This window comes from Streptomyces sp. NPDC058663 (genome assembly GCF_042716745.1).
Taxonomy (GTDB): domain Bacteria; phylum Actinomycetota; class Actinomycetes; order Streptomycetales; family Streptomycetaceae; genus Streptomyces.
Map to the genome: position 1 here is coordinate 18,109 of NZ_JBHXRV010000004.1, position 24,040 is coordinate 42,148.

Consider the following 24,040-nt stretch of genomic DNA (forward strand, 5'->3'; position numbering starts at 1 on the left):
CGGTTTGCTAAGCGAACGCTCAGACGGTCGGTGATTGTTCCAGACGTACGATCACGGACTTGCTGGCGGGGGTGTTGCTGGTGTCGGCGGTGGCGTCGAGGGGGACCAGGACGTTGGTCTCCGGGTAGTAGGCGGCGGCGCAGCCGCGGGCGGTCGGGTAGTGGACGACGCGGAAGCCGGGGGCGCGCCGCTCGACGCCGTCCTTCCACTCGCTGACCAGGTCGGTGTACGTGCCGTCGGCCAGCCCGAGGGAGCGGGCGTCGTCCGGGTTGACGAGGACGACGCGGCGGCCGTCCTTGATGCCGCGGTAGCGGTCGTCGAGGCCGTAGATGGTGGTGTTGTACTGGTCGTGCGAGCGCAGGGTCTGCAACAGCAGCCGCCCGGGCGGGAGTTCGGGGTACTCGACGGGTGCGGCGGTGAAGTTGGCCTTGCCGGTGGCGGTGGGGAAGCGGCGTTCGTCGCGCGGGCCGTGCGGGAGGGTGAAGCCGCCGGGTGCGGCGACGCGGGCGTTGAAGTCCTCGAAGCCGGGGACGACGCGGGAGATCCGGTCGCGGATGGTGGAGTAGTCCCGCTCGAAGTCCTCCCAGGGGGTGGCGGACTCCTTGCCGAGGGTGGCACGGGCCAGGCGGGCGACGATGGCCGGCTCGGAGAGCAGGTGCTTGCTCGCGGGGGCGAGGTTGCCGCGGGAGGCGTGCACCATGCTCATGGAGTCCTCGACCGTCACGAACTGCTTTCCGCTCCTCTGGACGTCCTTGTCGGTGCGTCCGAGGGTGGGCAGGATCAGGGCGCGGGTGCCGGTGACGACGTGCGAGCGGTTGAGTTTGGTCGACACGTGGACGGTGAGGCGGGCCTTGCGCATGGCGGCCTCGGTGACGTGGGTGTCGGGGGTGGCGGAGACGAAGTTGCCGCCCATGGCGAAGAACACCTTGGCGTCGCCGTCGCGCAGGGCCCGGATGGCGCGGACCACGTCGTACCCGTGGTGGCGGGGCGAGGTGATGCCGAATTCCTTGTCGAGGGCGTCGAGGAAGGCGGGTGCGGGCCGCTCGAAGATGCCCATGGTGCGGTCGCCCTGGACGTTGGAGTGGCCGCGGACGGGGCAGACTCCGGCGCCGGTGCGGCCGATGTTGCCGCGCAGCAGGAGGAAGTTGACGACTTCGCGGATGGTCGGCACGGAGTGTTTGTGCTGGGTGAGGCCCATGGCCCAGCACACGATGACGCGCCGGGACTGAAGCACCATGCGCAGGGCGCGCTCGATGTCGGTGCGGTCCAGGCCGGTGGCGGTCAGCGTCTCGTCCCAGTCGGCGGCCTTCGCGGCGGCCGTGAACTCCTCGTACCCGTGGGTGTGTTCGCGGACGAACAGCTCGTCGACCGCGCCCGGGGTTTGAAGGATGAGCTTGTTGAGGAGGCGGAAGAGCGCCTGGTCGCCGCCGAGCCGGATCTGCAGGAAGAGGTCGGTGAGGGCGGTGCCCTTGAGCATGCCCAGGGGGGTCTGCGGATTCTTGAACTTCTCCAGGCCGGCCTCGGGCAGCGGATTCACCGAGATGATCTTCGCGCCGGCCTGTTTGGCCTTCTCCAGTGCGCTCAGCATGCGCGGGTGGTTGGTGCCCGGGTTCTGCCCGGCGACGATGATCAGGTCGGCCCGGTGCAGGTCTTCCAGCGAGACGCTGCCCTTGCCGATGCCGATGGTCTCCGTCAGCGCGGAGCCCGACGACTCGTGGCACATGTTGGAGCAGTCGGGCAGGTTGTTGGTGCCGAACTCGCGGGCGAAGAGCTGGAGCAGGAACGCCGCTTCGTTGCTGGTGCGGCCCGAGGTGTAGAAGACGGCCTCGTCGGGGGAGCCGAGCGCCTTCAGCTCGGCGGCGATCAGGGCGAAGGCGCGCTCCCAGGTCACCGGTTCGTACCGGTCGGAGCCCTCGGCCAGGTACATCGGCTCGGTGATCCGGCCCTGCTGCCCCAGCCAGTACCCGCTGCGTCCGGTGAGCTCGGAGACCGGGTGGGCGGCGAAGAACGCGGGGGTGACGCGGCGCAGGGTGGCTTCCTCGGCGACGGCCTTCGCGCCGTTCTCGCAGAACTCGGCGGTGTGCCGCTTGTCCTCCTCGGGCCAGGCGCAGCCGGGGCAGTCGAAGCCGTCCTTCTGGTTGACCTTGAGGAGGGTGCGCGCGGTGCGGGCCGTGCCCATCTGCTGGTGTGCGGCGCGCAGGGTGTGGGCGATGGCGGGCAGTCCGGCGGCGGCGTGCTGCGGGGAGGCGACCTGCGGCGCGTCCTGGACCGGGTCCCCTGCGGGCGGCTTCGCTGCCATGGCGCTCCCCTTCGAGCGGTGGTGGTGCTGCGGGCGTCTACTTCGGGTACGTGTCCGATCCTGTCACGGAGCACTGACAGTGAGTCTTCGGGGGAGGGACGGGATGCGGCGGGACGAGGATTGTCAGTGCGGCGGCCTAGGATCGGGGGCGTGGCAAAGACAGCAGCGAAGAAGACAGACAAGCCGACCGCCGAGACCTCGGGCGGACGTCCCCGCCTGCTCCTCATGGACGGGCACTCCCTGGCGTACCGGGCGTTCTTCGCGCTGCCCGCGGAGAACTTCACGACGGCGAGCGGCCAGCCGACCAACGCCATCTACGGTTTCGCGTCGATGCTGGCGAACACCCTGCGTGACGAGGCGCCCACGCATCTCGCCGTGGCGTTCGACGTGTCGCGCAAGACCTGGCGCTCGACGGAGTTCCCCGAGTACAAGGCGAACCGGTCCAAGACCCCCGACGAGTTCAAGGGGCAGGTCGAGCTGATCGGCGAGCTGCTCGACGCGATGCACGTCGACCGGTTCGCGATCGACGGGTTCGAGGCGGACGACGTGATCGCGACGCTCGCCACCCAGGCCGAGGAGGCCGGGTTCGACGTGCTGATCGTGACCGGCGACCGGGATTCCTTCCAGCTGATCACCGAGCACGTCACGGTGCTCTACCCGACCAAGGGCGTCTCCGAGCTGACCCGATTCACCCCGGAAAAGGTGGAGGAGAAGTACGGGCTGACTCCGCAGCAGTACCCGGACTTCGCGGCGCTGCGCGGCGACCCGTCCGACAACCTGCCCGGCATTCCCGGTGTCGGGGAGAAGACCGCCGCGAAGTGGATCAACCAGTTCGGTTCGTTCGCCGAGCTGGTGGAGCGCGCCGAGGAGGTCAAGGGCAAGGCCGGGCAGAACTTCCGGGACCACCTGGACGCGGTGAAGCTGAACCGCAAGCTCACCGAGATGGTGCGCGACGTGGAGCTGGCCAAGGGGCCCGCGGACCTGGCGCGCGCCCCCTACGACCGGGAGGCGGTGGCCGGCGTCCTGGACGTGCTGGAGATCCGCAACCCGTCGCTGCGTGAGCGGCTGTACGCGGTGGACCCCGGTGCCGCCGAGCAGGAGACGGCGGCCCCGGCCGCCGGTATCGCGCTGGACGGGACGGTGCTCGCGGCCGGTGAGCTCGCACCGTGGCTGGCCGAGCACGGGGCGCGGCCGCTGGGTGTGGCCACCGTCGACACCTGGGCGCTGGGCACCGGCAATGTCACCGAGGTCGCCCTCGCGGCCGCCGACGGGAAGGCGGCCTGGTTCGACCCGGCCGAGATCGACGAGGCCGACGAGAAGGCGTTCGCCGGCTGGATCGCGGACCCGGAGCGCTCCAAGGTGCTGCACAACGCCAAGGGCGTGATGCGGGTCTTCCCCGAGCACGGCTGGCAGGTCGACGGGGTCTCCATGGACACCGCCCTGGCCGCTTACCTGGTGAAGCCGGGCCGCCGCTCCTTCGCGCTGGACGCGCTGTCGGTGGAGTACCTGGGCCGTGAGCTCGCCCCGGCGGCGGTCGCCGACGGACAGCTGGCGTTCGGGTCCGAGGACGACGACCATGCGGGCGCGGACGCGCTGATGACGCAGGCGCGCGCCGTCCTCGACCTCGGCGACGCCCTCGGCACGAAGCTGGAGGAGGTCGGCGCGCACGGGCTGCTGCACGACGTGGAGCTGCCCACCTCGATCCTGCTCGCCCGCCTGGAACGGCACGGGATCGCGGCCGACCAGGCCCACCTGCAGTCCATGGAGCAGCAGTTCGCGGGCGCGGTGCAGCAGGCGGTCGGCGAGGCGCACGACGCGGCGGGCCGCGAGTTCAACCTCGGCTCGCCCAAGCAGCTCCAGGAGATCCTCTTCGGCGAGCTGGCCCTGCCCAAGACGAAGAAGACCAAGACCGGGTACACCACGGACGCGGACGCGCTGGCCTGGCTGGCGGCGCAGACCGAGCACGAACTGCCGGTGATCATGCTGCGCCACCGGGAGCAGGCCAAGCTGCGCGTCACCGTCGAGGGCCTGATCAAGACGGTGGGCGCCGACGGCCGGATCCACACCACCTTCAACCAGACGGTGGCGGCCACCGGACGCCTGTCCTCCACCGACCCCAACCTGCAGAACATTCCGGTCCGCACCGACGAGGGGCGTGCCATCCGCCGCGGGTTCGTCGTTGGCGAGGGCTACGAATGCCTGATGACGGCCGACTACAGCCAGATCGAACTGCGGGTGATGGCCCACCTCTCCGAGGACGCGGGCCTGATCGAGGCGTTCAAGTCCGGCGAGGACCTGCACACGACCGTCGCCTCCCAGGTGTTCGGGGTGGAGCGCTCCGCGGTCGACCCGGAGATGCGCCGCAAGATCAAGGCGATGTCGTACGGGCTGGCCTACGGGCTCTCCGCGTTCGGCCTCTCCCAGCAGCTGAACATCGACGCGGGCGAGGCCCGCGGTCTGATGAACACCTTCTTCGAGCGGTTCGGCGGGGTGCAGGACTACCTCCAGCGCGCCGTGGAGGAGGCCAGGGCGACCGGGTACACGGAGACGATGCTCGGCCGCCGCCGCTACCTGCCCGACCTCAACAGCGACAACCGGCAGCGCCGCGAGATGGCCGAGCGGATGGCACTCAACGCCCCCATCCAGGGCACCGCCGCCGACATCGTCAAGGTGGCGATGCTGAACGTGGACGCCGCGCTGGAGAAGGCCGGGATGACCTCGCGGATGCTGCTCCAGGTGCACGACGAAATCGTGCTGGAGATCGCGAAGGGCGAGCGGAAGCAGGTCGAGGAGATCGTCCGCCACGAGATGGCCTCGGCGGTCGAACTGCGGGCGCCACTGGACGTGTCGGTGGGCGTCGGCGCGGACTGGGAGTCGGCCGCGCACTGAGCGGGACAGGGGCGGGGGCCGGAGAGCGGCCCCCGCCGCCCGTGGGGCGCCGGCGCCACGGGGGACGCCTCTACGGGTGAGCCCCGGGGGCCTTGCGGGACGGGGACGCCTCTGCGGGACGGGGCCCGGGGTTCTGCGGGACGGTAACCCCTCTGCGGGACGGGGGCCCGGGGTTGCGCGGGACGGCAATCCCGCTACGGGACGGGGACCCGGGGTGCTTCCGCTGCGGACCGCCGCCACCGGTCCACCAGTACCGCGTACAGCACCAGCGCCACCAGCAGCCCGGCGCCCGCACCGAAGCAGATCGTCGGGATGTAGTCGAAGGGGCGCAGCGGCACGGTCTGATGGGCGGCCCAGCGCACGCACCGCTGCACCGCGCCGAGCACCGCACACCCCAGGAGCAGCGCGCCACCTGCCACCCGCTGCCCCCTCGACAGCGGCGGCACCTCGCCCGGGGCGGCGACCGGGCCGCTCTGCCGCCGCAGTGCCGTCACCAGGAACCAGCCGAGGCCGGCGGCGGCCAGTGCCGAAGTCCCGTACTGCGCATAGGTGTAGAGGGGGAATCCCGCGTACACCTGGCCGAGCACGGGGAACAGTTCCATGCCGAGCCGCCCGGGGTGGGTGAAGAGGTCCCATCCCACATGGGTCAGCGCCCCCACCACCGCCGACAGCACGAACCTGCCCGCCAGCGACGCGGACACGCCCTCCCAGCGGGCCCCGCGCACGACCCCGTACACCCGCCCCTGCCAGCGGCGGGGCAGCAGCGCCACCAGGGGAGCGCGCACCAGCAGCCACAGCCCCACCAGCAGTGCCGTGCACAGGACGTCGACGGTGAGGATGCCGGGCAGGGAGTGGGTGAGGCCGCCGAACTCCATGCCGCCGGGGACGCCGGACGCGAGGTAGTACGTCAGGTCGGGGGCGAAGGACCCGGCGACCAGTGCCGAGGCGAGGAAGGGGCCGCGTGCGGTGCCGTCCCGGCGGATCGCAGGCAGGACGGCTGCGGCATGGCTGAGTGTGAACGGCACCCTTGGCCCCCAGGTGAGGTCTGCTGAACTCTTGACCGTCTGTGATCAATAACGCTCAGTATGCGGGACCTTCGAGCCTCGTCTCTCAGGAGTTTCTCAGGTGTCGAACTGGTGAAAACCACCCAGAACCCTGTGCCCGGACGTCGAGAGGTGTCGTAGTGTCACGTGGGTCGTCGCGCTGGGGAGCGCGCACTGCCGCCAATGGGGAGGGACCAGTCGCATGGCTGCACAGTTCGGTCGTCGTTTGCGCAAGGGGGCGACCACGACAGCGGTCGCGGCGATAGCCGTGGCCGCCCTGTCCGCGTCGCAGGCCCCCGGAGCCACGGGAACCCCGTACGACGGTCAGGCGGCCGGCGCGAAGCCGGGGTCCGGGTCCGCGGCCACGGGCAACTCCCCCTACTACACCGACCTCCCGCCGCTGACCACCCCCGCCCCGGCCACCGGCGCCCCCGGCACCGGGGACGGCACCGTCGCCGCGGGCGCGGCGGAAGCGGGCCTTCCGGCGACCGTCCTGGACGCGTACAAGAAGGCGCAGGCGGCCGTCGAGGCGGCCGACCCGTCCTGCCGGCTGCCGTGGCAACTCCTGGCCGCGATAGGCAAGGTGGAGTCCGGCCAGGCGCGCGGCGGGCAGGTCGACGCCCAGGGCACCACCCTCAAGCCGATCCGCGGACCGGAGCTCAACGGTGTCGGCTTCGCGCACATAGCGGACACCGACAAGGGTGAGTTCGACGGCGACGCCACGTACGACCGGGCGATAGGCCCGATGCAGTTCATCCCGTCGACCTGGGCCAACAGCGGCAAGGACGGCAACGGCGACGGCCGCAAGGACCCGAACAACATCTACGACGCCGCCCTCGCCGCCGGTCACTACCTCTGCGCCGGTTCCCGCGACATGACGGACGCGAACGACCGCGAGAAGGCGATCCTCAGCTACAACCAGTCGCGGGAGTACCTGCGGACGGTCCTGTCCTGGTACGAGTTCTACAACCGCGGCACCCACCAGGTCCCGGACGGCAGCGGAGTCCAGCCGTCCGCCCCCGAGCCCAACAGCCCGCCCACCACCGGGCCCGGCGCGGGCGGCGGAGCCATCACACCGACCGCCCCGGCACTCCCGGCCCCGACCACCCCGGCCCCGGGCCCCACCCCGCCCGCCACCAAGCCGGCCACCCCCACCACCAAGCCGCCCACCACTCCGGCCAAGCCGCCGACGACGACTCCGGCGGGGGTCGGCCGACTGGCGGTGACGGCCGGGCAGAAGCTCACCGCCGTCGCGGGCAAGAACTTCGCCGGCCGCCCCGCGGTGCGGGCCCTGTCCGCGACGGGCAAGCCGGTGGCCGGGGCCGAGGTCGGCTTCACCGTGGTCGGTGCCACCGGTGCCCGCTTCCCGGGCAACGCGCTGCGCGCCACCGTGACCACAGGCAAGGACGGCATCGCGACCGCGCCGGTCCTCGCGGCGGGCGAGAAGGCGGGCTCCTTCGTGATCCGGGCGACCGCGCCCGGCGCGCCCGCCGCCGAGTTCTGGGCGTCCGTCACCGCCCGCCCCGCTCCGGCACCGAAGGCCGACGCGCTCGTGCGCACGACGGACACCGTGCTCAAGGCCGAGACCGGGGACGCCTTCGAGGAGCGGGTCGAGGTCAAGGCCACCGACGGAGGCAAGGCCCTGGCCGGGGCGAAGGTCTCCGCCGTGGTCGTCGGCACCAAGGGCCCGTACTTCAAGGCCGAGGACGGCACGGCGGTACGCACCGCGAGCGGGCTCGTCACGGGCGCCGACGGCACGGTGAAGCTGCCGGAGCTGTACGCGGACGGCCCGGCGGGCACCTACGTCCTGCGCATCGTCGCGGACGGCGTCGTACTGAACGTGCAGCTGACGGTCACCGCGGCGCCGACCACCCCGCCCACCACTCCGCCGACGACCCCGACGACCCCGACGAAGCCGCCCACGACGACACCGACCACACCGTCGAGCCCCTCGGGCACCGCGTCGCCGACGGGGACGGCGAAGCCCTAGCGGCCGGCCCACGGCGGGCGGCACACACACGGCACGGGCCGGGGACTGGATCCCCGGCCCGTGCCGTGTGTGCGCCGCGTCCGTGCCGCGTTCGTGCCGCGCGATCTGTTCCCCTCTCGTGTCCCCGTTGCTACCGTGCCCCATCTCTGACGGGACGTCAGAAACCGTACAACGGGAGGGAGTCGGCCCATGCGCGCAGTCATCGCCGCAGCCGTCGGACTGGCCGCGGCGTTCGCCCTGGTCCTCGCCGTCACGGCCGTCGGCACACCGCCCGGCGAGACCTCGCCGAAGCCCCTGCTGACCACCGTCCCCGGCCCGAAGAAGTAGGGGGGCGAGCCCGCACATGCGACGCAAAGCCAGCCTGGTCCTGCTCGCCCTCGCGGTCTTCTTCGCCGCGCTCTCCCCGCTGCTGCGCTGGTACGCGTTCCCGAGGCTGGCCAAGGTCCCGCCGGGCCAGTACCAGGAAGCAGTCCTGGAGGCCAAGCCCGCCATCCTCGTCGACTACAGCACCATGCAGCCCAAGAAGGTCGAGAAGCTGACCGTCGTGCAGACCCTCAAGGGCAACGTCGAGGAGTCCGAGAAGATCGAGGCAACGGCCGGCCGCGACGTCGTCGTGTGGGACACCCTCTCCTACGTCGTGGGCCCCGACGGCAAGATGGTCTCCGCCATTCCCGAGCGGTACGTCTTCGACGCCCACACCCAGGACCCGGTGCACGCCACCGGCGAAATGGTCGACGGCGACCCGGTGCGGCGCAGCGGCATCGAGTACAAATGGCCCTTCCTCACCGAGAAGCGGGACTACGACTACTACGACTACCGCGCGCTGAAGGCCGCTCCCATCCGTTACCGGGGCACCCGGACCTTCCACGGCCTGGAGGTCTACTACTTCGAGCAGACCATCCCCTGGACCAAGGTGCGCTACCCCAAGAAGATGCCGATGCCGGGCATCGACTCCACCCGGCTGGAGAAGCAGACCGGTACGAGCATGTGGTACACGACCAAGCGGATGTTCTGGGTCGACCCCGTGACCGGAGCCCCCGTCAACGGCGAGGAGATCCACCAGGAAGAGATGCGCGGCGGCAGCCTGCTGGGAGGCCGCGACAAGGTCACCGCGTTCTCCGGCCACGTCAAGATGCGCGCCGACTACGTCGACTCGACCGTCGCCCTCGTCAAGTCCCAGCGCACCCTGATCCTCCTGCTCACCTCCTACCTCCCCTGGGGCTTCCTCACCCTGGGCGTGGCCCTGCTGGCGCTCTCCCTGTGGCTGGAGGGAAGGAGCCGGAGGCAGGGGGCGGGCAGGCGGGCGGCACGGGAGCGTGAGGCGGCGGTGACGACACCGGCGTAGGCGTGCCCGGCCGGGCGGTTCGTACCGCCGCGGTCCGGAGCGGCTGGGTGAGGGGCCGCATCGCAGTGATGCGGTGTGCCTGGGCGCGGGCAGGACGGGCACAGGCGTGGGTGGCGGACGCGGGAGTACCGACCCGGGCCGGGTGCCGGGCGTGCCGACCCGGGCCTGGCGTCGGGCCGTCGCGGACCGTACCGCTGCGCGTCTGCGGCCCCGTGCCGGGCGCCGGGCCGTACCGCTCAGGGCGGGGTGCCGGGCCGTACGGCCCCGTGCCGCCGTTCTCCGGCTGGCGTAGCCCCTGCCGGGCGTCGGGCCGTACCGCCCCGGCCTGGGTGTCGGGCCGTACCGCCCCGAGCCGCCGCTCGACCGCTACCGCAGCCTCGCGTTCGTGCGGCGGGTCGCTGCCGTCGCCCCGGGGTCCTCCGGCCAGGGGTGCTTCGGATAGCGGCCCCGCAGTTCCGCGCGGACCGCCCGGTACCCCTCCCGCCAGAACGACGCCAGATCCGCGGTCACCGCCGCGGGCCGGCCCGCCGGCGACAGCAGGTGCACCAGCACGGGCACCCCGGGCTCCCCGCCCACCCGGGGCGTCCGCGCCAGGCCGAACATCTCCTGCAGCTTCACCGCCAGCACCGGCTGCGGGCCCCCGTAGTCCACCCGGATCCGCGACCCGCTCGGCACCTCGATCCGCTCCGGCGCCAGCTCGTCCAGCCGGGCCGCGTCCCCGGTCGTCCACGGCAGCAGCCGCCGCAGTGCCTGCCCGGCGTCGATCCGCCCCAGGTCGGCCTTCCGCCGGGCCCGCGACAGTTCGGGCTCCAGCCACTCCTCCGCCCGCCCGGCCAGCGCCTCGTCCGAGACGTCGGGCCAGGGCGCTCCGAGCTCACGGTGCAGGAAGGCCAGCCGCTCCCGCAGCGCCGCCCCGTCCGCCGTCCAGCGCAGCAGCCCGAGCCCCTCCCGCCGGAGCCCCTCGCGCAGCGCCTCCCGCACCCGCGCACGGGGCGGGTCCTTCAGCGGCCGTACGGTCAACTCGACGGCGCCCAGCCGCTCCACCCGCCGGGCGACGACGTCCCCGCCCTCCCAGCGCACCTCCTCACCCGAGGCGTGCAGATGCGCGGCCGCCAGGCGCGCGGTGCCCTCGTCGATCTCGGCGGCCAGCCGTACGCGCGCGGACGCCGAGTGCGAGGGCCGGTCCGCGACGGCCACCGCCAGCCACCCCGCACCGCGCAGCCGCGACCCGTCCGACACCTCCGCCCCCGTGCCCGACACCATCAGGAACGCCCCGCCGCCCCGTGCCCCGGCCACCCGCTCGGGGAACGCCAGCGCGGCCACCAGCCCCGCGGCCGCATCGTCGGACCGGCCACCGGCCGCCCCGCCCCCAGCATCCGCCGACCTCCCGCCCCCGCCGGGCCCCGGACCGGAACCGGCCGCACCGGACCCGTCGCGTGCGTCCGCCTGCGAGGCCAGCCGCCGTGCCTCCTGCTTCCAGCGGGCCCCGTACCCGTCGGTGCCGCGACGGGCCGCCCGCCAGGCCGCCGCCAGGTCGTCGCCGTACTCCCGCGGCGGTTCCTCGCTCAGCAGCGCCACCACCTCGGCCGCCCGCCGCGCACCCACCTCGCGGGCACCGTCCAGCAGGGCGCGTCCCAGCCGCGGGTGCAGGCCGAGCCGGGACAGGCGTACACCGCGCCCGGTCGCCCGGCCGTCCGCATCCACCGCGCCGACCGCCCTCAGCACCTCCCGCGTCGCCGCCATCGCCCCGGCCGGGGGCGCGTCGAGCAGCGCCAGCCCCGAGGCGTCAGGATCGCCCCAGCAGGCAGCCTGGAGGGCGAAGGCGGTGAGGTCGGCAACCTTGATCTCCGGGTTCGGGAAGGCCGGCAGCCGCACCTCCTCCGCCTCGTCCCAGCAGCGGTACGCCGCTCCCGGGGCCTCGCGCCCGGCCCGGCCCGCCCGCTGCCGGGCCGCCGCCCGGGACGCCCGTACCGTCGTCAGCGCGCTCAGTCCGCGCGCGTGGTCGGTGCGCGGTTCGCGCGCGAGCCCCGAGTCCACGACCACCCGCACACCCGGCACCGTCAGGCTCGACTCGGCGACCGACGTCGTCAGGACCACCCGGCGGCCCGTCGAGGAGCCCGCGAGCACCGCGTCCTGGACCGCGGCGGGCGCGCGCCCGTGCACCTGCAGCACCTCCGCGTCCACGCCGCCCAGCTGCCCCGCCACGCGGGAGATCTCCCCCACCCCGGGCAGGAAGCACAGCACGTCGCCCGACCGCTCCGACAGCGCCCGGCGCACCACCGACGCCACATGCGTGAGCTGGGCCGGATCCACCCGCATCCCGTGCGGCGGGCGGACCGGGCGGGCCGGCGGCGCCCACACCGTCTCCACCGGGTACGAGACCCCCTGGGCCTCCACCACCGGTGCGCCGCCCAGCAGCGCCGCCCAGCCGGCCGCGTCCGTCGTCGCCGACGCCGCGACCAGGTGCAGCTCGGGCCGCAGGGTCTCCCGTACGTCGACGAGGAAGGCCGCCGCGGTGTCCGCGTCCAGGTGCCGCTCGTGGCACTCGTCGAGCACGACGGTGTCGACGCCGGCCAGCTCCTGGTCGCGCTGGAGGCGCTGGAGCAGTACGCCCGTGGTGACGACCTCGACGACCGTCCGGGGGCCCACCCGGCGCTCACCGCGCACGGTGAACCCGACGCGGTCGCCGACCTGCTCGCCCAGCAGCCAGGCCATCCGGTGGGCGGCGGCGCGGGCGGCGATCCTGCGCGGCTCTGCCACCACCACCCGGCGGGCCGGACCCCCGCCCACGAGTCCGGCGAGGACCAGCGGCACCAGGGTCGTCTTGCCGGTGCCGGGCGGCGCGCAGAGCACGGCGGTGCCGTGCGAGGCGAGGGCGGCGGTGAGGTGGGGGAGGGCGGTGCGGACGGGGAGCCGGTCGAGGGCGTCGGTGCGGATCACGGGTTCAGTGTCGTACGGGTGGGGGCCGGGTCGGGCGGTGGTGCGGGGGTGGGGGCTCGGGTGAGGCGGGGTGCAGGGGTTCGGCTCCGCCGGGGGGCCGCCCCCTTGCCGGCCCGTTCCGCCCCCGGGGGCGGCCCCGCAGCCCAAGGGGGCTGGGGGCGGGGAGGGGCAGGGCGGCCCCGCCGCCCAAGGGGGCGGAACGGGGGGAGATGAGGGGCGGGGTCAGGGGCGTTGGCAGAGGAAGATGGCGGTGCCGGGGATGAGGTTGCCGCGGAGGGGGGACCAGCCGCCCCATTCCGCGTGGTTCCAGGCGGGCCACTCCGGCTCCACCAGGTCCAGCAGGTGGAAACCGCCCGCGACCACGTCACGGACGCGGTCGCCGAGGGTGCGGTGGTGCTCGACGTACACCGCGTTCCCCTGCTCGTCCTGTTCCACGTAGGGCACGCGGTCGAAGTAGGAGGCGGAGACGGAGAGGCCCTCGGGGCCCGGCTCGTCCGGGAACGCCCAGCGGATCGGGTGGGTCACCGAGAACACCCAGCGCCCGCCGGGCCGCAGCACCCGGTGCACCTCGCGGAACACCTTCACCGGGTCCGCGACGAACGGCACCGCGCCGTACGCGGAGCACGCCAGGTCGAAGGAGCCGTCCGCGAACGGCAGCGCCCCCGCGTCCGCCTGCACCAGGCCCACTCCGTCCTCGCCACCGCCGATCCGCAGCGCGTGCTGGAGCTGGCGGTGCGAGAGGTCCAGGGCGACCGGGCGGGCGCCCTGTGCGGCCAGCCAGCGGGCGCACTGCGCGGCACCCGCGCCGATCTCCAGTACGTCCAGCCCCCTGAGGGAGGCGGCGGGGCCCAGCAGCTCCGCCTCCGCCTCGTCGAGCCCCTCGGGCCCCCACACGAAGCGGTCGTCGCCCAGGAAGGTGCCGTGGTCCTGCTGGTACTCGTCCGCGTTGCGGTCCCACCAGCCCCTGCTGGCCCGGCTGCTCTCGTCGTCTCCGGCCTCGCGCCGGGTCGCCGCCGGTTCGGAGTCGTCCGGCTCGGCGGAGTCACCGAACACGTCAAGGGCCTCGAAAGCGTCGTCCTCGTGGATCATTGCGCCCGTCTGAATCGTCTGAGTAGGCTCCGCCCGCGGCGTCCGCGGGCGGCTTCGCCGCGGTCACGGAAGTGGGCGGAAGGGCCACGGTGGCCTCGCCGAACCTGAGTTGTGCCGGGTATGGGGCGTTCCGCCCCTGGTGTGTGGCTTCGCGCATTGACCCTGCCCGGCAGCCCCCGTATGCTACAAGTTGCGCTGCGAGCCTGCGCGCCTCAGACCTAGCAGGCCGCGCTCGTATCTGTATGTATGTCCCCTCGGTTTTCGAGGCGCCTCCGGCAAAATTTTCGGTGGTGCTTCTTCGGCTGTCCGGTCGCTGCAGAACGAAGGGCTCACGGCGTAGCAGTACCTACGACTTCTGTCCGTACCGGAGCCCTTTCCCACATGACGAGCAGCACCGAGACCACCGCCACCACGCCGCAGGTTGCGGTCAACGACATCGGCGACGCGGACGCGTTCCTCGCGGCGATCGACGAGACGATCAAGTACTTCAACGATGGCGACATCGTTGACGGCGTCATCGTCAAGGTCGACCGCGACGAGGTTCTCCTCGACATCGGCTACAAGACCGAAGGCGTGATCCCGAGCCGCGAGCTCTCGATCAAGCACGACGTCGACCCGAACGAGGTCGTCAAGGTCGGCGACGAGATCGAGGCCCTGGTTCTCCAGAAGGAGGACAAGGAAGGCCGCCTGATCCTCTCGAAGAAGCGCGCACAGTACGAGCGCGCCTGGGGCACGATCGAGAAGATCAAGGAAGAGGACGGGATCGTCACCGGCACCGTCATCGAGGTCGTCAAGGGTGGTCTCATCCTCGACATCGGCCTCCGTGGCTTCCTGCCTGCCTCCCTCGTCGAGATGCGCCGCGTCCGCGACCTCCAGCCCTACGTGGGCAAGGAGCTCGAGGCCAAGATCATCGAGCTGGACAAGAACCGCAACAACGTGGTCCTGTCCCGCCGTGCCTGGCTCGAGCAGACCCAGTCCGAGGTGCGTCAGACGTTCCTCACGACCCTCCAGAAGGGTCAGGTCCGCTCCGGCGTCGTTTCCTCGATCGTCAACTTCGGTGCCTTCGTGGACCTGGGTGGCGTCGACGGTCTCGTGCACGTCTCCGAGCTGTCCTGGAAGCACATCGACCACCCGTCCGAGGTTGTCGAGGTCGGCCAGGAAGTCACCGTCGAGGTTCTCGACGTCGACATGGACCGCGAGCGTGTCTCCCTGTCGCTGAAGGCGACGCAGGAAGACCCGTGGCAGCAGTTCGCCCGTACGCACCAGATCGGCCAGGTCGTTCCCGGCAAGGTCACGAAGCTGGTTCCGTTCGGTGCGTTCGTGCGCGTCGACGAGGGCATCGAGGGCCTGGTCCACATCTCCGAGCTGGCCGAGCGCCACGTGGAGATCCCGGAGCAGGTCGTCCAGGTCAACGACGAGATCTTCGTCAAGGTCATCGACATCGACCTCGAGCGTCGCCGGATCTCGCTGTCGCTGAAGCAGGCCAACGAGTCCTTCGGCTCCGACCCGGCCTCGGTCGAGTTCGACCCGACCCTCTACGGCATGGCCGCGTCGTACGACGACCAGGGCAACTACATCTACCCCGAGGGCTTCGACCCCGAGACGAACGACTGGCTCGAGGGCTTCGAGACCCAGCGTGAGGCTTGGGAGGGTCAGTACGCCGAGGCGCAGCAGCGCTTCGAGCAGCACCAGGCCCAGGTCATCAAGTCCCGCGAGGCCGACGAGGCCGCCGCTGCCGAGGGCGCTGCCGCTCCGGCCGCCACCGGTGGCAACGCCGGCGCGAGCATCTCGGGTGGTTCGTACTCCTCGGAGTCGGACGACAACTCCGGCGCCCTGGCGTCGGACGAGGCCCTGGCTGCCCTGCGCGAGAAGCTGGCGGGCGGCCAGAGCTGAAGCTCCGACCCCCTCCGGTCCGCGCGACCGTGACCGCCCGATGACGGCGGTCGGCAGCTGAACCGGCTGTAGAGCGAGGCCCGCTCCCCCTCGGGGGAGCGGGCCTCGCCGCGTGTCGGGGCCACCTGCCCGAGCGAAGGAGGGCGCGGCGGGAATGCCCGGGCCGCCGAGCACGTTCTTCCCTGTGAACCACGAGGAGGTAGCGGTAATCGTGCTTGATCCGCAGGGTTTGTACGCATGGGAGCCGAAGGGGCTGGCAGTCGTCGACATGGCGCTCGCCCAGGAGTCGGCCGGACTTGTCATGCTCTACCACTTCGACGGGTATATCGACGCGGGGGAGACCGGCGACCAGATCGTCGAGAAGCTGCTGGACACCCTGCCGCACCAGGTCGTGGCGCGCTTCGACCACGACCGGCTGGTGGACTACCGGGCCCGCAGGCCCCTGCTGACGTTCCGTCGCGACAAGTGGACGGACTACGAGACCCCGTCCCTGGAAGTGCACCTGGTGCAGGACGCCACGGGCGCCCCGTTCCTGCTGCTCGCCGGGCCGGAGCCGGACGTCGAATGGGAGCGGTTCTCCGCGGCGGTCCGGCAGATCGTGGAGCGCCTCGGCGTGCGGCTGGCGGTGAACTTCCACGGCATACCGATGGGTGTCCCGCACACCCGTCCGGTCGGGCTGACCCCGCACGGCAACCGTACGGACCTGGTGCCCGGGCACCGCAGCCCGTTCGACGAGGCGCAGGTACCCGGCTCGGCGGCATCGCTGCTGGAGTTCCGGCTGGTGGAGTCGGGGCACGACGTGCTCGGCGTCGCCGCCCACGTACCGCACTACGTGGCGCGCTCCGCCTACCCCGACTCGGCGCTGACCGTGCTGGAGGCGATCACCGCGGCGACCGGTCTGGTCCTGCCCTCGGTGGCGCACTCCCTGCGCTCGGAGGCGCGGCGCACCCAGGATGAGATCGATCGGCAGGTCGGCGAGGGCGACGAGGAACTGGTCGCACTGGTCCAGGGACTTGAGCACCAGTACGACGCGATGGCCGGCGCGGAGACCCGCGGCAGCCTCGTCGCCGAGGCCAAGGACCTGCCCTCGGCGGACGAGATCGGCCTGGAATTCGAGAAGTTCCTCGCCGAGCGGGAGGGCGACCTGTAGGGCCGTGCCGTGCAGGGCCGGCCTACCGGCCGGGAGCGGCCAGGGCTCCGGGACGGGGCGGCAAGGGTTCCGGGACGGGAGCGGCAAGGATTCCAGGAGGGGACGATTCCGGGACGGGACGGGACGCACCGCTTAGGCTGCGGGGCATGCTGAAAGTGGGCCTGACCGGCGGTATCGGCGCCGGCAAGAGTGAAGTGTCGCGGCTGCTCGCGTCGTACGGCGCGGTCGTCGTCGACGCGGACAAGATCGCACGTGAGGTCGTCGAGCCCGGGACTCCCGGGCTCGACGCCGTGGTGGCGGAGTTCGGCGAGGGCGTCCTCACGGCGGACGGCACGCTGGACCGGCCCGCGCTGGGCGCGATCGTCTTCGCCGATCCCGGGAAGCTCAAGAGGCTCAACGGGATCGTGCACCCGCTGGTCGGGGCGCGGTCGGCCGAACTGGAGCGGGCAGCGGACGACGACGCGGTCGTCGTCCACGACGTACCGCTGCTCACCGAGAACGCGCTGGCCCCGCTCTACGACCTCGTCGTGGTCGTGGACGCCTCGCCCGCGACACAGCTGGACCGGCTGGTCCGGCTGCGCGGCACGACCGAGGCGGATGCGCGCGGGCGGATGGCGGCCCAGGCCACCCGGGAGCAGCGGCTCGCCGTCGCGGACCTGGTGATCGACAACGACGGACCGCTGGAAGCGCTGGAGCCCCAGGTGCGCAAGGTGTGGCACGAGCTGCGGGAGCGGGCGGGACTGGTGACCTAGGGCCGGTGCGGCGGGCGGCGGAGCGGTGGCCTGAAACCACGGCGGCGGGCAGTGGGGCCGGTGGCCTGAAACCGGTCCGGGGGGCAGTGAGGCCGGTGGCCTGAAACCGGTCCGGTGGGCGTGGGGAGCCTACGCGGTGCGAGGAAGATGGGGACTCCGGGCAGCGACGACGAGGGGTGGCGCGCATGGTGGCCGTACGGGAAGTGCTCCGGGCGGACGCGGAGTTGGCGAAGTGGCTGACGGAACTGGAGGGGCTGGAGGGGCCCGAGCCGGATGCCGTACTGCCGACGGCCGACGAACTCCCCGCCGTACTGCTGGATCTCGCGGTGCCGCACGAGGACATCAACCCACTGGCCGCCCTGCTGGCCCGGGTGGCGGACGATCCGCAGTGGGGGCTCCTGCGGGAGCAGTGCGTCCGGGGGCTGATGCAGGACATCGGTATCCCGGGTGGCGGGGTGCGGATTCCGCAGCTGCCCGCGGAACTCGGCGAGGCCGGGCGCTATTTCGCGGTCACCGTGTTCCTCGCGCTGCTTCCCCGGGTGCGGGCCCAGCACCGTGCACTCGGCATTCCTCAGGAGGTCTCCCGGCGGACCCTCGCCGATCTGGGCCGCAACATGGCGGTGTGCCGCAGGCAGACGGGGAGGGGCGGTCTTGTGGCGCCCCAGTGGCTCGGCCTGCACTTCCGGGGGGAGATCTACCAGTTGGGCCGGCTCCAGTTCCAGCTGGGCCGGGTGCAGGAGGCGGACGTGGCCTCCCTGACTGAGGCGGGGTGGCCCGAGCGGGCGGGAGACCCCTGCCTGAACATCCACATTCCGGACTTCTCCGGTCCGCTCACCGCGCGTGCGTGCGCGGACTCCCTGGCCCGGGCGCGCGACTTCTTCCCGCGCCACTTCCCCGGGGTGCGGTTCGCGGTGGCGCTGTGCGAGTCCTGGCTGCTCGACCCGCAGCTGCGGGAGCACCTTCCCGCACACTCCCGCATCCTCGGCTTCCAGGACCTCTTCGAGCGGATCACCGCAGGCAAGGAGGAGTACGACAAGGACACCGTCCGCTTCGTCTACGGCGACCCCGATCTCCCGGTCGCGCAACTGCCCCGCCGCACCTCCTTGGAGCGCGCGGTCGCGGGACACCTGCGGGCAGGCGGGCACTGGTACGGCGGAGTGGGCTGGCTCGCCCTCTGAGACGGCCGTGGGCGGGGGCCGCCGTGTGGGTGAAGCCGGTGAACGGGGTGCTCCGGGGCCGAGGCGGATCTACGGTGGTCGACAGGGGGCGGGCCCGTTCGCGGACATCCGCCCGAATCCGACGAAGGGGGCCCGGTGGAACCGGAATTGATTGCGCTGGCCACGGCGGGAGCGACCACGCTGGTGACGCAGATGACGACCGACGGCTGGGCGCAGGCACGCTCCCGGCTCGGCCGGTTCTTCGCGCGTGGGAACGGACCGGACGAGCTGGAGACGGTCGAGGCCGAACTGGAGGTCTCCCGGGCCGAACTCACCGAGGCCCAGGCAGCCGCGGACCACGAGATGGAGGCGGCGCTGCGGGGAGAGTGGCTGATGCGCATCCGCCGCGTGCTGACGTCGGATCCGCAGGCGGCCGGGCAACTCCGCTCGCTCGTCGCGGAACTGAGGCCGCCGGAGGACGCGGGCGGGGTGCACGTGCGCGACGTGCACAACGAGATGTCAGGAACGGTGAATGGCGGAACGACGCTCCAGGTGGGGGTGGTGGGGCGCATGAGCAACAGGGATGTGGGGCGCGGCTGAGGCAGAGGCTCGGGTGCGGGTGCGGGCCCCGGTGCGGGCGCGGGGGGGGGGGGGGGGGGGCCGCCCCCCCCCGCCCCCCCGGGGGGGGGTGGGGCTATCGTCCAAGTGGGTGGGGGGGCGCGGCTGTGCCCGTGGCTGGGGTGGGGGGGGGGGCCCGGGGGGGGCGGGGGGCGCGGGGCGGGCGCGCGCACGCCCTGCGCCCGGGGGTGTGTGCGTCAGCGTGGCTGTACGGCGCGTGGTGGTACGGCCGTACGGGCGCGCGCCCCGGCGGCTCCGGCGCCCGAGCCGTCCGGACAGATGGCTGTGCGCTGTATGGCCACACCTCCGGCGGTCCCCGCGGCCGAGCCGCGACAGCCCACGGCCCCGCCCGGACGCCGGTCCGCACCGCGGTCGTCCGCTCGGGCGGGGCGCCGACCCGGTGAGGCGGGTGGCTGCCCCGGCCGATGAGAGCTACGACGGCCCCGTTCCGCTCCCGCCTGCCTCGCCACCTCCCCCGGCCCCGGCCTGCCCGCCTCGGCTTTCCTCACCCTGGCCCGCCCCGACCCCGCCCCGGCCTGCGCCACCCCGACCCCGCCCCACCCCTTCCGCCCTCGCGTCGGTCCGGGTTGTCAGACCTCGGCCGTAGACTTTCAGGTCCAGTAAGCATCCCTGCGCTCACCTGCGCAGATCCGGACCCCGAAGGGAGGTGTGGGCGCGATGGCCTTGGCGCGGGCACCGCATGCGACGCAGTACCGGCTGCCCTCGGGCGCGGCCGTCCTCTACCTTCCCGCCGCACTGCCCCGCGACGCCCGCATCGCCCTCTGGAGCCCCGACGGGGATCCGCTCCAGGGCGGCGGCGCGCCCGGCACCGACGGTGAGGTGACCGTCGTGCGACAGCACGGGGCGGTCCTGCGGTCCCGTACCGTCCCCGCCCGGCTCCTGTCCCTGCCCGAGGCACTGCCCCTCCTCGCCGCCGCCGGGCACGACCCTGCCGCGCACCCGGCCGCCCGCTGCTGGGGCGCCGCCGCCCTGCACGCCCTGCATCTCGTCGCGCGCGGCCTGCTGCTGCCCGGACTCACCGCAACCGACCACGACGCCTGGCGGGCCGGGCCGCCGGACGCCGCCGACATCGCGCAGCTGCGGGCCATCGCCGCCGCTCTGCCCGTCGAGGCGTACGCCGTCCCGGTCCCGGACCGCACCCCGCTCCAGGTCCCCGACCCGGCGCACCTGGTGCGGTCGTTCGTCGACGCCGTCGCCGACACCCTGCCCCGTACGCCCGCCGCCGCCCTCGCACTCGGTGCGCCGTTCGCCGCGCGCGAGGCACAGCAGCTGCCGGGGCTGCGCGAGTGGGCCGCCGAAGTGGCGGCGGGCGCGGACGCCGGAGTGCGGGTCTCCCTGCGGCTGGACCTGCCCGTGTACGGACTCTTCGACAGCCGGGAGGACGAGGACGGCGGAGGTGAAGGCCCGCGCAGGGCGGGGGCCGCCGTCGTGCAGGTGCACAGCCTCGCCGACCCGACCCATCTGGTGGACGTGGCCGACCTCTGGGCAGGCGACGGCGGCGAGCACTTCGGGCCGCGGGCCCGCATCGACACCGTGCTGGCGCTGCGCCGCGCGGGCCGGGTCTGGCCGCCGCTCAGCCGGCTCCTGGAGCAACCGGTCCCCGACGTACTGCCGCTCTCCGACGAGGAGTTGTACGACCTGCTGGGTGCCGCGGCGCACCGGCTGGAAGCGGCCGGGGTGCGCGTGCACTGGCCGCGCGACCTCGCCCGCTCGCTCACCGCCACCGCCGTGGTCCGCCCCGCACCCGGCTCGGCGACCGACGGCACCCCGTTCTTCGAGGCGGACCAGCTCTTCGACTTCAGCTGGCAGCTGGCGCTCGGCGGCGAGGAGCTGACCGAGGCCGAGATGGACGCCCTGGTGGCGGAACACCGCCCGGTGGTCCGGCTGCGCGACCAGTGGGTGGTGGTCGACCCCGCACTCGTGCGCAAGGCACGCAAGCGGCAGCTGGGGCTGCTGGATCCCGCCGACGCGCTCACCGTCGCGCTGACCGGGACGGCGGAGATCGACGGCGAACAGGTCGAAGCGGTGCCTGCCGGTGCGCTGGCCGCTCTGCGGGACCGGCTCGCCCAGGGCGGTGCCGACGCCGTACCGCAGCCCGCCGCGCTGCAGGCCACCCTGCGCGACTACCAGCTGCGCGGACTCGCCTGGCTCGACCTGATGACCTCGCTCGGCCTCGGCGGCTGCCTCGCCGATGACATGGGCCTCGGCAAGACCATCACCGTCATCGCCCTGCACCTGCACCGTGCCCGCCCGGCCCCCACACTGGTGGTCTGCCCCGCCTCGCTCCTGGGCAACTGGCAGCGCGAGATCGAGAGGTTCGCACCCGGGGTGCCCGTCCGCCGCTTCCACGGCGCCGGCCGCCACCTCGAGGGACTGGACGGCGGCTTCGTCCTCACCACGTACGGCACCATGCGCACCAGCGCCCCCGAACTCGCCACGTACGACTGGAACATGATCGTCGCCGACGAGGCCCAGCACCTGAAGAACCCCCGCTCCACCACCGCCAGGGCCCTGCGCACCCTCCCCGCCCCCGCCCGGGTCGCCCTCACCGGCACCCCCGTCGAGAACAACCTCTCCGAGCTGTGGGCCCTCCTGGACTGGACCACCCCCGGGCTCCTCGGGCCGCTCACCACCTTCCGCGCCCGGCACGCCCGCGCCGTCGAGGGCGGCGAGGACCCGGAAGCGGTGGAGCGGCTGTCACGTCTCGTACGCCCGTTCCTGCTGCGCCGCAAGAAGTCCGACCCGGGCATCGCCCCCGAGCTGCCGCCCAAGACCGAGACCGACCACCCGGTACCGCTGACCCGCGAGCAGGCCGCCCTCTACCAGGCCGCCGTGCAGGAGACGATGGCCGCCATCGAGGCCTCCGAGGGCATCGCCAGGCGCGGCCTGATCATGAAGTTGCTGACCTCGCTCAAGCAGATCTGCAACCACCCCGCGCAGTACCTCAAGGAGGGGACGGCGGGCGAGGGTCCGGCACGGCTCACCGCTCGTTCGGGCAAGCTGGCCCTCCTCGACGAACTCCTCGACACGATCCTCGCCGAGGAGCAGTCGGTCCTGATCTTCACGCAGTACGTGACCATGGCCCGGCTCCTCCAGCAGTACCTGTCCGCCCGCGCGATCCCCGCCCAGCTCCTGCACGGGGGGACGCCGGTGGCGCAGCGCGAGGAGATGGTCGACCGGTTCCAGTCCGGCGAGGTCCCGGTGTTCCTGCTGTCCCTCAAGGCGGCGGGCACCGGCCTCAACCTCACCCGCGCCTCGCACGTCGTCCACTTCGACCGCTGGTGGAACCCGGCCGTCGAGGAACAGGCCACCGACCGCGCCTACCGCATCGGCCAGACCCAGCCGGTCCAGGTCCACCGGCTGATCGCGGAAGGCACCGTCGAGGACCGCATCGCCGAACTCCTCGCCGCCAAGCGCTCGCTGGCCGACGCGATCCTGGGCGGCGGCGAGGCGGCCCTGACCGAGCTGAGCGACCGCGAACTCGCGGACCTGGTGTCGCTGCGGAGGCCGTCATGACCCCCCGGACGCCACCGCCCGCGCCCGCCGCCGACCGACGCCGCACCTTTCCGCCGTCGCCAAAGACCACGGGCCCGGCCACCACCTGGTGGGGCAAAGCCTGGGTGGACGCCCTCGAAGCGCTCTCCCTCGATCCGGCCCGGCTCGCCCGCGGCAGGGCGTACGCCGACGCGGGCCACGTCGACACGATCACGGTCACCCCGGGCCGGGTCGTGGCGTACGTACGGGGCAGCCGGGCCCGGCCCTACCGTGCGGACATCAGGCTGCGCACCCTCCCCGACGAGGACTGGGACACGTTCCTGGACGAGGCCGCCGAGCAACCCGCCCATCTGGAAGCGCTCCTCGCCAAGACCCTGCCGTACGCCCTCCTCGACCCGGATTCGCCCCTCTCGGCCATCCCTCTGCTGCCCGCCGCGGCCGGCGACCTCCTGCCCACCTGCACCTGCCCGGACGCCGGCCGCCCCTGCAAGCACGCCGCGGCCCTCTGCTACCAGGTGGCCCGCCTCCTCGACGAGGACCCCTTCGTCGTCTTCCTGCTGCGCGGCCGGGACGAGCGGGAAATTCTCGACGCCCTCTCCCGACGCAACGCCGCCCGCGCCGCGAGCAGCACCCGCCGCACCCCGACCGTCCCGGCACTGAAGGCGCGGGACGCCTTCGGCCGCGCACCGGGGCCGCTGCCCGCACCGTTCGCCCCGCCGCGGCACCCCGGCACCCCGCCCTCGTACCCCGGCGGCCGGCAGGCCCCCGACCCGCTCACCCTCGACCACCTGGCCACGGACGCGGCGAACCGCGCCCACACCCTGCTCACCACGCACACCGACCCGATCGGCGACCTCAGCCCCTGGCAGGACGCCGTCCGGATCGCCGCGGCCCAGCCAGGATCCGGCCTGACAGCGGCCACCCGCTCCCTGTACACCTCGCTCACCCGCGCCCTGGGCCGCACCCCCTCCGAGCTCGCGCGCGCCGTCTCGGCCTGGCGGCTGGGCGGCCCCACCGCCCTCGCGGTCCTCGACGAACCCTGGGACCCGCCCGCGGGCCCCTTCGACCGCGCCCGCTCCACCCTGCACGCCCTGGGCCGCCACGACTTCCGCCCCTGGCGCAACCGTCTGACCGCCGACCGCTTCCAGCTCCGCTACGGCCAGGACGGACTCTGGTACGGATACGAGTCGGACAGCGGCAACGACGACTGGTGGCCCAGCGGCCCGGCCGGCAACGACCCCGTCGACGTCCTCACCGCCCTGTTGACCAGCTGACCGGTCTGCGGTGACAGGAGCCGGCCCCGCCCGCACGACCCCCGCCCCCGGCTCCCGGCCACGCTCCTCACGCCCCGTCAAGTAG

The 24,040-nt window shown here is 73.2% G+C and carries 15 protein-coding genes; 11 read left to right on the forward strand and 4 right to left on the reverse strand.

Features of this window, described 5'->3' with window-relative positions; all coding sequences use genetic code 11:
* Positions 1-19: 19 nt before the first annotated feature.
* Positions 20-2,299: an FdhF/YdeP family oxidoreductase gene (locus tag ACFWVV_RS03970; RefSeq protein WP_384347148.1), complete on the reverse strand. Its 2,280-nt coding sequence runs from the start codon at positions 2,297-2,299 to the stop codon at positions 20-22.
* A gap of 150 nt (positions 2,300-2,449) precedes the next feature.
* Here ACFWVV_RS03970 and polA point away from each other — a divergent pair, with 150 nt between their 5' ends.
* Positions 2,450-5,188: a DNA polymerase I gene (gene polA / locus ACFWVV_RS03975; protein ID WP_384347151.1), complete on the forward strand. Its 2,739-nt coding sequence runs from the start codon at positions 2,450-2,452 to the stop codon at positions 5,186-5,188.
* A 194-nt stretch (positions 5,189-5,382) separates the two neighbouring features.
* On the opposite strand, the gene ACFWVV_RS03980 is transcribed toward polA, so the two are convergent.
* Positions 5,383-6,213, reverse strand: coding sequence for a DUF4184 family protein (locus ACFWVV_RS03980; protein ID WP_384347154.1), 831 nt, complete (start codon positions 6,211-6,213; stop codon positions 5,383-5,385).
* A gap of 220 nt (positions 6,214-6,433) precedes the next feature.
* Between ACFWVV_RS03980 and ACFWVV_RS03985 the strand changes: the two genes are divergently transcribed.
* From ACFWVV_RS03985 to ACFWVV_RS03995, 3 genes are all read left to right on the forward strand, one after another.
* The gene (locus ACFWVV_RS03985) at positions 6,434-8,221 is read left to right on the forward strand and encodes a lytic murein transglycosylase (protein WP_384347157.1); all 1,788 of its coding nucleotides are present in this window, start codon (positions 6,434-6,436) and stop codon (positions 8,219-8,221) included.
* A gap of 189 nt (positions 8,222-8,410) precedes the next feature.
* Positions 8,411-8,548: an SPW_0924 family protein gene (locus ACFWVV_RS03990; protein ID WP_384347160.1), complete on the forward strand. Its 138-nt coding sequence runs from the start codon at positions 8,411-8,413 to the stop codon at positions 8,546-8,548.
* Between the two features lie 16 nt (positions 8,549-8,564).
* Positions 8,565-9,566: a DUF3068 domain-containing protein gene (locus tag ACFWVV_RS03995; RefSeq protein WP_384347163.1), complete on the forward strand. Its 1,002-nt coding sequence runs from the start codon at positions 8,565-8,567 to the stop codon at positions 9,564-9,566.
* 366 nt (positions 9,567-9,932) lie between these two features.
* Here ACFWVV_RS03995 and hrpB read toward each other — a convergent pair whose 3' ends face one another.
* Entirely contained in the window at positions 9,933-12,506 is a 2,574-nt protein-coding gene (gene hrpB, locus ACFWVV_RS04000; RefSeq protein ID WP_384347166.1) for an ATP-dependent helicase HrpB, read from the reverse strand.
* Between the two features lie 222 nt (positions 12,507-12,728).
* Entirely contained in the window at positions 12,729-13,595 is an 867-nt protein-coding gene (locus ACFWVV_RS04005) for a class I SAM-dependent methyltransferase (RefSeq protein ID WP_384347169.1), read from the reverse strand.
* A gap of 381 nt (positions 13,596-13,976) precedes the next feature.
* On the opposite strand from ACFWVV_RS04005, the gene rpsA reads away from it, so the two are divergent.
* The 7 genes from rpsA (at position 13,977) to ACFWVV_RS04040 (ending at position 23,955) form a co-directional block, all read left to right on the forward strand.
* Positions 13,977-15,488 (forward strand): 30S ribosomal protein S1, encoded by a 1,512-nt coding sequence (gene rpsA / locus ACFWVV_RS04010; protein WP_384347171.1) that lies wholly within the window; start codon positions 13,977-13,979, stop codon positions 15,486-15,488.
* Between the two features lie 211 nt (positions 15,489-15,699).
* Entirely contained in the window at positions 15,700-16,638 is a 939-nt protein-coding gene (locus tag ACFWVV_RS04015; RefSeq protein WP_384347175.1) for a PAC2 family protein, read from the forward strand.
* Positions 16,639-16,784: 146 nt separating this feature from the next.
* Positions 16,785-17,390, forward strand: a complete 606-nt coding sequence (coaE, locus tag ACFWVV_RS04020; protein WP_384347178.1) for a dephospho-CoA kinase — start codon at positions 16,785-16,787, stop codon at positions 17,388-17,390.
* A 185-nt stretch (positions 17,391-17,575) separates the two neighbouring features.
* On the forward strand, positions 17,576-18,568 hold the full coding sequence (locus ACFWVV_RS04025; RefSeq protein WP_384347181.1) for an acyltransferase domain-containing protein: 993 nt from the start codon (positions 17,576-17,578) through the stop codon (positions 18,566-18,568).
* A gap of 135 nt (positions 18,569-18,703) precedes the next feature.
* A complete protein-coding gene (locus tag ACFWVV_RS04030) occupies positions 18,704-19,147 on the forward strand; it encodes a hypothetical protein (protein ID WP_384347184.1) in 444 nt (147 codons plus the stop codon).
* Positions 19,148-19,843: 696 nt separating this feature from the next.
* Positions 19,844-22,702, forward strand: coding sequence for a DEAD/DEAH box helicase (locus ACFWVV_RS04035; RefSeq protein WP_384349492.1), 2,859 nt, complete (start codon positions 19,844-19,846; stop codon positions 22,700-22,702).
* Complete coding sequence (locus ACFWVV_RS04040) at positions 22,699-23,955, forward strand: SWIM zinc finger family protein (protein WP_384349495.1); 1,257 nt, start codon at positions 22,699-22,701, stop codon at positions 23,953-23,955. Before ACFWVV_RS04035 ends, ACFWVV_RS04040 begins: the two co-directional genes overlap by 4 nt.
* Positions 23,956-24,040: the final 85 nt, after the last annotated feature.